A 9304-nucleotide genomic window follows, 5' to 3' on the forward strand; every position below is an offset into this window, starting at 1 on the left:
CACCAGGGCCGACCGGGGCGGCGGGCGCTCCACCGGGACTACCGGCGGGGCCACCACCGGGCCCGGCGCCCGGACCGGCGCCTCCGCCCTGCTCCCAGGGAGGTAGTTCGTTCTGCCAGTCGCCGAACCCGCCGCTCGGCCCGGTCATGTCGTGGCCCCTGGGAGGGGGCGGTGTGCGGATCGTGCCATCACCTGCTCCTCGCGGTTAGTTGCTGCTGAGTTGCGCGTGGACCATCTGCGCCCGGACATCGGCGCCGCCGCGGCTGTAGTCGTCGCCGTGCCTGATCCATCGGAACCGTGGGAACGGCACTGCGGACTGACGCTCGGACGGGTCTATCGGCGACGACGCCAGATTCTCCAGGTACTGCTTCTCCGTGGTGTGACTGTCCACGAAACCGGTGGAGTCGGCGAGGTCCAGTCGCAGGTATTGCCGCGCGATCCGCTGCAGGAGGTCCTGGACGAACCCGCGCGAATCGAACGCCGGTGGCATCGTGAGTTGGAGACCCCGCTGGACGATCTGCCCGTCGGGCCCTGACATCCCCTGCAGACCGACGATCCCGAGACCGTTCCTGGACGCGAAATCCCAGGTCACAGCGGAGCACCACACGTGCCGGAATTGGCTGATGAGGCGACGGTCGGGCGGTGCGTTGACGCCGGGTTGGCCCAGGATGACCAGGCGGGTGTCGGTGAGCGCGATCAGCGCATCAGTGATCGGTGGCAGGTCGCCGAACCGGATCGGTTCGACACTCTGCGTGGACCAGTGCGCATTGAGGATGCGGACCGGGCCGGTGACAGGACCGTCGTCCGGGGTGAACGCGGGTGTGAGATCGGGCGAGAGGTGCGGCCAGAAGTCGTCGGTCGGCGGATTGTCGACCGGGTGACCGGGCACGACGAGAGGCTCATCCACGTGCTCACTCCTCGCTTGTGGGTCGTGGCGCGCACTCGGGCATCCGCGCGGCAGCATCTCTCAGTTCACGCCACCGGAGGTGGCGGTGGGAGGTGAACGTCGAGGAATCACACGTTCGTACGACACGGGACCGCCGCGCGGTGCACCGCCGGGACGAAGATTTTTACGACGACGACGACGGCGAGGCCATCACCCGGCCGGGGGCCTAGGAGTTCGGGAGCACCGGTGACGGAGAGACCACCATCGGAGCGGTGGCCGTGGCCGAGACTCCCGTGACGGGCGACGCAGGTGCGCAGTAGAGCTCGACGGGGCAGTTGGGCCGGGCCGCGTACAGGTCATCGAGCGTGACGAACGTGAAGCCCTGGTTGTGGAGCGAGTCGATGATCCCGGGCACCGCGTCGACGGAGGTCTGGTGGATGTCGTGCAGGAGGATCACGTCACCGGCGCTGGCACCGCTGACCACGTTCTGGGTGACCGTCGGCGAGCTCCGGTACAGCCAGTCCTGCGGGTCGACCTCCCACATCACCGGGCGCATCCCGTGGGTCGGCGTGACGCCGGGCGTCCACGAACCGTACGGGGGTCGTATGTACTTCGGCGTGTACCCGAGCACCCGCGCGAGCTCCTGGTTGGTGCGCTGGAGCTGGTCGATCACTCCGGCGTGCGACATCGCTCCCAGGTTGGGGTGGTCCCAGGTGTGGTTCTCCACGCCCATCCCGAGCCGCTGCATGCGCAGGATGATGTCCTCGTTGCCCTGGATGAGGGTGCCCAGGACGAAGAAGTTCGCCTTGACCCCGCGGGCCTCGAGGATGTCGAGCAGTGCGGTGGTCGAGTAGCGGTCCGGTCCGTCGTCAAAGGTGAGGGCGACGCACTTGAGGACGTTGCAGTCCGGTGCGGGCTCCTCGATGATCGTGGCGATCGCCGGCGGCATCTGGATCGGGCTGTCTGAGCTGGAGGCCGACGCGATTGTGAACGTGGCGGGCGCGATGCCTGACACCATCACCACGGCAATAGCGAGCATCGACAGCAGGCTCGCGGCCAGCGCTCCGCGGGTCGTCGCCCGATGACGCCAGCCCTGCCTCTGCTTGCGATTGCCGACCTTGGCCGGGGCCGCCTTCTCGTCGCCGGACTCGGGGTGGGAGACCTGATCGGTCCGCGTGCCGACGGCGGCGCTGGCGGTGGAGACGGCCGCCTCGTCGTCGTCGTTTCGGTCTTGTTCTTTTGCGCGGTCACCCGCGCCGGCCGCCCGGACCTTGTCGGCGGAGGGCGTGGCTGCGGGTGTCTTGGCGTCGGCCTTCTTCGGCTCCGGCTTCTTCGGCTCCGGCTTCTTTACCTCGAGCTTCTTTGCCTCGGGCTTGTGCGCCTCGGGCTTCTCGGCGGCAGGGGGCGTGACCGTCGGGGCCTTCGCGGGAGGAGTCTTCGCGGTGGGTGCCTTGGCTGCGGTTGGCTTGAGAGAGGTCTTGGGTGACGGTGCCTTGGCCGTGGTCGGCTTGAGGGGGGTCTTGGTGGCGGGCTTGTCGGCGGCAGGCTTTTCGGCGGGGACCTTGGCGACTGCAGCATCGGCGGCCGGCACCGTGGCGGGGCCCTTTGCCGGCTTCGTGGGCGTCGACGGTGCGGACTCGGTGGCCGGGAGTTCGGTAGGGGCGGTGGCCGAGTCAGGATTGAGCGTGGGCGCAAAAGGCTGCGAAGAAGGTGTGAGACGCTCGGCGTTCGAGGCGCGCCGGCGGTTCACGAGGGTCACGGCGACGCCGGTGGCGGCCACGGTGGCGAGCGCCCCCGGCAGGAAGGTGCGGAAGGTGCCCTTGCCTGCGGCGCGAGAGGATCGTCCCTGCTTAGCTCGGCTATCGTCCGCCTCAGACACCAGTTCCCACCCTTCTTGCCTCTGGCGGAGCGCCGCCGTGTAATGCCGTCGCGATGACCATAGTCGACAGCTCTGACATTTCGTGTTTCCTCGGCGAGCGGTTCCTTATTTAGAGGGTGGGATCACAGGCCTGCTCGGCTATCGGCACCCGACCATATGCAGGGCGAACTGGTCGCCGTGGCCGAGGATCGTCGGGGGCGGATAGCCGGGGCGCTCAGCCATCACCTCGGGGCCGTACGGCATGGCGTGATCGATGCCCACGGCGTGCATCAACGCGTGCAACGTCAGGCTGCGGCTCCAGGGGTCGCCGGGGAACGGTGTGATCTGGTCCGGGCGCAACGTCACCGAACCGCGGACCGCCAGACCGTTCTGGTACGTCGACACCCCGCCCACGCCGGCGATCTGGGGGTCGACGAACATCGGGTGGTCGCCGTAATAGACGGAGATCGCGCCCTCGGCATCCCGCTGGTCGTCCGAACCCGGACCCGCATAGTGCATCGACAGACCGCTGGCGAAGGCGAGCGTCTCGACCGCCCAGATGAGATCGCCCTCGCTGCCCGGTGGTGCCCCGAACGAGCGGACCGGGATCTCGTGCCCGCAGGGCCAGTGCGCGATCAGGCCGGATGAGGTGGTCTCGACCGAAAAGTCCCGGCCCGGGATCAGGCCTGCCGGGGGCGGGAAATTATTGGAGCTTCGGGGCGACCACTCGCCATGGCTGGGCAGGGGCAGGCCCTGGACGGTGGTGTTCGCGGCGTGGGCGTCGTCGAAACCAAAGATCCCACCATCCGAGCCGGACATGCGGGCGGCACCGTCACCGAACGCCGCCACCGTGTCGCGGTGTTCCTCGGGAACCTTGGCCAGCAGCGTCGGCGAGGACCCAACCACGGCGAGCCCGATCGCGATGGGGAAGGCGATCGCGAACAGGTAGATGACGGCGGTGATCGCCGGATGCGGGCGCCAGTACGTCATGGTCGGGCGCGGTGGCGTCGGCAGTGGCCTGGGCGGGCGGACGCAGCGGAGGGGACGGTGCGGGTCAAGGAATGGGCCGATCTGGCGGGGTGATGGAAGGAGGGGAGGGGTCGGCGCCCGGGAGGGGAGGGCGTCTGGAAGGGGTGGCGCTTGCGTTGGAATCTACCCAGTTATGAGATAGTTCACACACTCGGGGTAAACTTGAGTGGAATAGGCTCAAGGAATTGTGGGTTGTATGGGGTGTCTGGCCGGAAACGCTCCGGTCTTGATTTCAGTACGCTCAACCATACGTCGAAGAAAGGACCGGTCGGTGAGCCAGTTCAACCCCACGACCAAGACCCAGGCGGCTCTGTCGGCCGCAGTCCAATCCGCCTCCGCAGCGGGCAACCCGGATGTGCGTCCGGGCCACCTGCTCGTGGCACTCCTCGAACAGCAGGACGGCATCGCCGGCCCGCTCCTCCAGGCCTGCGGCGTCGACCCGCAGCTCGCCCTCGCCCAGGCCAAGGAACTGGTGAATGGCTACCCCAAGGCCTCCGGCTCCGGCATGGCCGCGCCCAACTTCAACCGCGACGCACTCGCGGTGATCAGTGCGTCCCAGGAACTCGCGGGGGAGATGGGCGATGCCTACGTCTCCACCGAGCACGTCCTCGTCGGTATCGCCGCCGGCCACACCGGTGGTGACGCGGCCAAGATCCTGAACGAGCTCGGTGCCACCGCCGACGCGCTCAAGGGCGCGTTCACCGCGGTCCGTGGCAACACCCGTGTGACCACCGAGAACCCCGAGGACCAGTACCAGGCGCTGGAAAAGTACTCGACCGACCTCACCGCCCGCGCGCGTGAGGGCAAGATCGACCCGGTCATCGGACGTGACTCGGAGATTCGCCGCGTCGTGCAGGTGCTCTCGCGGCGCACCAAGAACAACCCGGTTCTCATCGGTGAGCCCGGCGTCGGCAAGACCGCCATCGTCGAGGGGCTGGCCCGGCGCATCGTCGCCGGTGACGTTCCCGAGTCGCTCAAGGGCAAGACCCTGCTTTCGCTCGACCTGGGCTCGATGGTTGCCGGCGCCAAGTACCGCGGCGAGTTCGAGGAGCGGCTCAAGGCCGTCCTCGACGAGATCACGGCCTCCGAGGGCCAGATCATCACCTTCATCGACGAGATCCACACCATCGTGGGCGCCGGCGCGACCGGCGAGGGCTCGATGGACGCGGGCAACATGATCAAGCCGATGCTCGCCCGCGGCGAACTGCGGCTGGTCGGCGCCACCACACTCGATGAATACCGCAAGTACATCGAGAAGGACGCCGCCCTCGAGCGCCGCTTCCAACAGGTCTTCGTGGGTGAGCCCAGCGTCGAGGACACCGTCGGCATCCTGCGTGGACTCAAGGAGCGGTACGAGGTGCACCACGGCGTGCGCATCACCGATTCGGCGCTGGTCTCGGCGGCCACCCTGTCGGACCGCTACATCACGTCGCGGTTCCTGCCGGACAAGGCGATCGACCTCGTCGACGAGGCGGCCAGCCGCCTGAAGATGGAGATCGACTCCCGGCCGGAGGAGATCGATGCCGTGGAGCGGATCGTGCGCCGACTCGAGATCGAGGAGATGGCGCTGGCCAAGGAGACCGACGCCGCCTCCAAGGACCGTCTCGTGGCGCTGCAGGGAGAGTTGGCCGACTCCAAGGAGAAGCTCGCCGAGCTCACCGCGCGGTGGCAGAACGAGAAGAACGCCATCGAGGGTGTCCAGAAGATCAAGGAGGAGCTGGACGCTCTGCGCACCGAGTCCGAGAAGGCGGAACGCGACGGCGACTTCGCCCGGGTGGCCGAGATCCGCTACGGGCGGCTTCCCGAGTTGGAGAAGCAGCTCGCGGACGCCGAGGAGTCGGAGGCCGCGGCCGGGGCCATGCTCAAGGAGGAGGTGGGCCCCGAGGACGTGGCGGAAGTCGTGTCCACGTGGACCGGCATACCCGTGGGCAAGATGCTCGAGGGCGAGACCGAGAAGCTCCTGCGTATGGAGGACGAGCTCGGCCGGCGGGTCGTCGGCCAGGTCGAGGCCGTGCAGGCCGTGTCGGACGCGGTGCGTCGGGCGCGCGCCGGGGTCGCTGATCCCAACCGCCCCACCGGGTCGTTCCTCTTCCTTGGCCCGACGGGCGTGGGTAAGACCGAGCTGGCCAAGGCCCTCGCGCAGTTCCTGTTCGACGACGAGCGGGCGATGGTCCGCATCGACATGAGCGAGTACTCCGAGAAGCACTCGGTCTCGCGGCTGGTTGGTGCCCCTCCGGGCTACGTCGGCTACGAGGCCGGCGGGCAGCTCACCGAGGCGGTGCGGCGCAGGCCGTACACGATCGTCCTACTCGACGAGGTGGAGAAGGCGCACCCGGACGTCTTTGACATCCTGCTGCAGGTGCTCGATGACGGTCGCCTCACCGACGGGCAGGGGCGCACGGTCGACTTCCGCAACACGATCCTCGTGCTCACCTCCAACCTGGGCGCGGGCGGTACGCGGGAGCAGATGATGGACGCGGTCAAGCGCGCCTTCAAGCCGGAGTTCGTCAACCGGCTCGACGACGTGGTGATCTTCGACCCGCTCAGCGAGGAGCAGCTGGAGTCGATCGTCGACATCCAGATCGACGAGCTCGCGGCCCGGCTCAAGGCACGTCGCCTGACACTGCACGTCGACGACGCGGCCAAGGGTTGGCTCGCCCGGCGCGGCTACGACCCGGCCTACGGCGCACGTCCACTGCGCAGGCTGGTCCAGCAGGCTATCGGCGACAAGCTGGCCCGGGCCCTGCTCGGCGGCGAGATCCGCGACGGCGACACCGTCAACGTCTCCCTCGCCGAGGACGGGGAGTCGCTCAGCCTGAGCTAGAAGCACATTCAGCAGACCGGTGCCGGGAACCACCGGGTACCGGTCTCTGCTGCGTCGCTCGCGGAATTAACAAAAGATCATCGGGCCACTTGATGGCGGCTCAGGCGCAGCGTACGATTGCGTTCGCGGGCCCAAAATGTGATCAAAATCACCTCTTGGGGACGTGGTCGCCCGACGGTTGGGGTCTAGACGGCGACGCGCTTTTTCTCCCCACTTCGAAAGGAGACATCATGGGTAGTCTCGCTACTCTCGGTGCAGGTTCCATGGAGTTCGCTACGAATTCGGGATCCGCTGTCGTCGATTTTGCGACCGGGATGCCAGGTCTGTTGATGAACATCGTGCAGTTGATCGGCAACGGGATCGCAGACAACATCACCGCCAGCGTCAGCAACCCCTGAGAAAGGAAACACCATGGGTAGTATTGCGACTCTCGCACAGGGATCGGCCGCGTTCGCGACCAACTCCGGCTCGACGCTGGTGGACTTCGGGACGGGGCTCCCGCCGCTCATGCTCCAGATGGTGGGCGGACTGCTCAATGCGATCGCAGACAACATCACGGCCAGCGTCAGCAATCCCTGAGGCACGTCGAAGACTTCGGCTCTGCCGCAGTTCACCTCCCGGTGCGGGTGATCGACCTCGTTCGATCGCCCGCACCGGGCTGTGAGCGAGCCACCCCAGCGACGCCTCCGCCCCGGCGTCGGAGACGTAGAACATCGAAAGGACCACCTGATGGGAAGTATCGGCAGGCTCGGAACAGCCTCCGCTGAGTTTGCGACGAACTCCGGTTCCACTCTCGCCGACATGGGCACGCTGTTACCGTCGCTCGTTCTCCGCTTTCTCGACGCGTTGCTGGAGGGCATCGCCCACGATGTGGTGTCCAGCGTCGGGGATTGAGTCGCGCCGATCCGGAAGTTGCCACAACGAGCGATCTCCGACGCCTAATGGCGGGAGGCTGCGCTCCAGGTAAGGGGCGGAGCGCCTATCCTTAGGACGTGACCACAGATTCCGCCTCCGCCACCGTCAACCAGGTCAGTCCCCTTCTCGTTTCGGCTCGTGAGCTCATCGACGATGTTGCTTCGCTGCCGACTCCGGTGATCCTCGATGTGCGTTGGCAGCTCGGCGACCCCCTCGGGCGCGAGCACTACTACTCCGGGCACATTCCCGGCGCCCAGTACCTGGACCTGACGGATGCCCTCGCCGGGCAGCGTTCGCAGCGCGAGGGCCGCCATCCGCTGCCGCCGCGGGATGAGTTCCAGGAGGATATGCGCCGGCTGGGCATCAACAACGACAGCCGGGTGGTGATCTACGACGACGTGGGCAACACCTCCGCCGCCCGCGCCTGGTGGATGCTGCGCTGGGCAGGCAAGACAGACGTGCATCTGCTCGACGGCGGTCTCAAGGCATGGATCGCGGAGGGCGAGGACCTCGCGGTGGGACCGGGAAACCCGGTCGAGTACGGCGATTTCACGTTCGAATTGGACCACATGCGCACGGTGAACGCGGAAACGGCTGCCGGGTGGCCGGACCAGGGCGTCCTCCTCGACGTCCGCGCGCCGGAGCGCTACGCGGGCCGCATGGAGCCGATGGATTCGCGGGCGGGCCACATCCCGGGAGCCATCAACCTGCCGACGGGCACGTTCCTCGACGCGAAGGGCCGATTCCTCCCGCCGGAGCAGATCCGCACGATGTTCGCCGAGGTGGGCGTCACCGACGGCGCGGACGCGGTCGTCTACTGCGGCTCCGGGATTCACGCCACGCACGCGCTGGCGGCGATGGAAATCGCAGGTCTGGAGGCCGGTCGACTGTATCCGGGGTCGTGGTCGCAGTGGTCGGCGGACCGGACGCGGCCGATCGCGCTGGGAGAAAACCCGCGCTAACCCCCGCAGCGCCGCGGTTGCTTGTGGGGGTGGCGGCCTCGGCTGACTACCCTCTGGGGCATGGTCCTGTTCTGGTTCCTTCTGGCACTCGTGCTGCTCGTGGCGGCGCTCATCATCCTGCGTCTGGACGCGAAGCAGCGTCGCAGTCGCGCGGGCGGGCAGCGGCCTGCGGTGCAGCAGGGGCGACCACGGTCGTCGAGTGAGGGGCTCGAGGCCGGTACGGGCCAGGTCAACGCGGACGGAGACGAGCCGCAGCAGGCCGACAATGCCTCCAACGCCGACAAGGCGGACAGTGCCGGCCAGACAGATCAGGCAGACAACGCCGATGAGGCTGGCTCGGCCGGAGCGCTTGGAAGAACCACAAACCAGGACGACGACGACAACAGCAGCGCCCACCCCACCCCGTCCACCGGGGACAGTGGCGCAGCGGATGAGTCGACGGGCACGACGACGACGCCGAGTGAGCCCGGCGCTCCGATGCTTGCGCCATTCCAGCGTGCTGACGGTGATCAGTCCGGAGGCGGGGTGAGCGCTGCGGGCTTGGCCGGCGGTGCTGCTGCCGCTGGCGCCGTCGCGGCCGGTGTGGGCGCTGTCGCTGCAGGCAAGACAGACAAGTCAGACAAGACAGACAAGGCGGAGAAGGCCGAGAAAAACGCTGAGAAGAAGGCGGAAAAGAAGGCCGCGAGGTCGGCCGCCAAGCAGGCCGCCGCTGATGCCTCTGCCGCCGATGCTGCAGCTCAGGCCGACGCCGCCGCCCACGCAGCTGCCGACGACGAAGCGCTCGCGGCCGCCTCCGCCTCGCAGTCCGACGCAGCCGCATCAGGCCCCGC

Annotated in this window: 8 protein-coding genes and 1 pseudogene; 6 read left to right on the forward strand and 3 right to left on the reverse strand. The window is 67.8% G+C overall.

Going from position 1 to position 9304, the window contains the following annotated elements; genetic code table 11:
* Positions 1-205: 205 nt before the first annotated feature.
* The 3 genes from G6016_RS01440 to G6016_RS01450 form a co-directional block, all read right to left on the reverse strand.
* Positions 206-907: a hypothetical protein gene (locus G6016_RS01440; RefSeq protein ID WP_182630936.1), complete on the reverse strand. Its 702-nt coding sequence runs from the start codon at positions 905-907 to the stop codon at positions 206-208.
* 205 nt (positions 908-1112) lie between these two features.
* Positions 1113-2765 (reverse strand): polysaccharide deacetylase family protein, encoded by a 1653-nt coding sequence (locus G6016_RS17620; protein WP_182630937.1) that lies wholly within the window; start codon positions 2763-2765, stop codon positions 1113-1115.
* Positions 2766-2903: 138 nt separating this feature from the next.
* Positions 2904-3734, reverse strand: a complete 831-nt coding sequence (locus tag G6016_RS01450) for a hypothetical protein (RefSeq protein ID WP_182630938.1) — start codon at positions 3732-3734, stop codon at positions 2904-2906.
* Between the two features lie 310 nt (positions 3735-4044).
* On the opposite strand from G6016_RS01450, the gene clpB reads away from it, so the two are divergent.
* From clpB to G6016_RS01480, 6 genes and pseudogenes are all read left to right on the forward strand, one after another.
* Positions 4045-6597: an ATP-dependent chaperone ClpB gene (gene clpB, locus G6016_RS01455; RefSeq protein ID WP_182630939.1), complete on the forward strand. Its 2553-nt coding sequence runs from the start codon at positions 4045-4047 to the stop codon at positions 6595-6597.
* Between the two features lie 230 nt (positions 6598-6827).
* On the forward strand, positions 6828-6995 hold the full coding sequence (locus tag G6016_RS01460) for a hypothetical protein (protein ID WP_182630940.1): 168 nt from the start codon (positions 6828-6830) through the stop codon (positions 6993-6995).
* A gap of 13 nt (positions 6996-7008) precedes the next feature.
* Positions 7009-7176: a hypothetical protein gene (locus G6016_RS01465; RefSeq protein ID WP_182630941.1), complete on the forward strand. Its 168-nt coding sequence runs from the start codon at positions 7009-7011 to the stop codon at positions 7174-7176.
* Between the two features lie 150 nt (positions 7177-7326).
* Positions 7327-7491 (forward strand): hypothetical protein, encoded by a 165-nt coding sequence (locus tag G6016_RS01470; RefSeq protein ID WP_182630942.1) that lies wholly within the window; start codon positions 7327-7329, stop codon positions 7489-7491.
* A gap of 98 nt (positions 7492-7589) precedes the next feature.
* Positions 7590-8474, forward strand: a complete 885-nt coding sequence (locus G6016_RS01475; RefSeq protein ID WP_182630943.1) for a rhodanese-like domain-containing protein — start codon at positions 7590-7592, stop codon at positions 8472-8474.
* Positions 8475-8534: 60 nt separating this feature from the next.
* A pseudogene (locus tag G6016_RS01480) lies at positions 8535-9304 on the forward strand (hypothetical protein); the annotation flags it as partial.

The organism is Dietzia aerolata (assembly GCF_014144865.1).
In the GTDB taxonomy this organism is placed as follows: Bacteria; Actinomycetota; Actinomycetes; order Mycobacteriales; family Mycobacteriaceae; genus Dietzia; species Dietzia aerolata.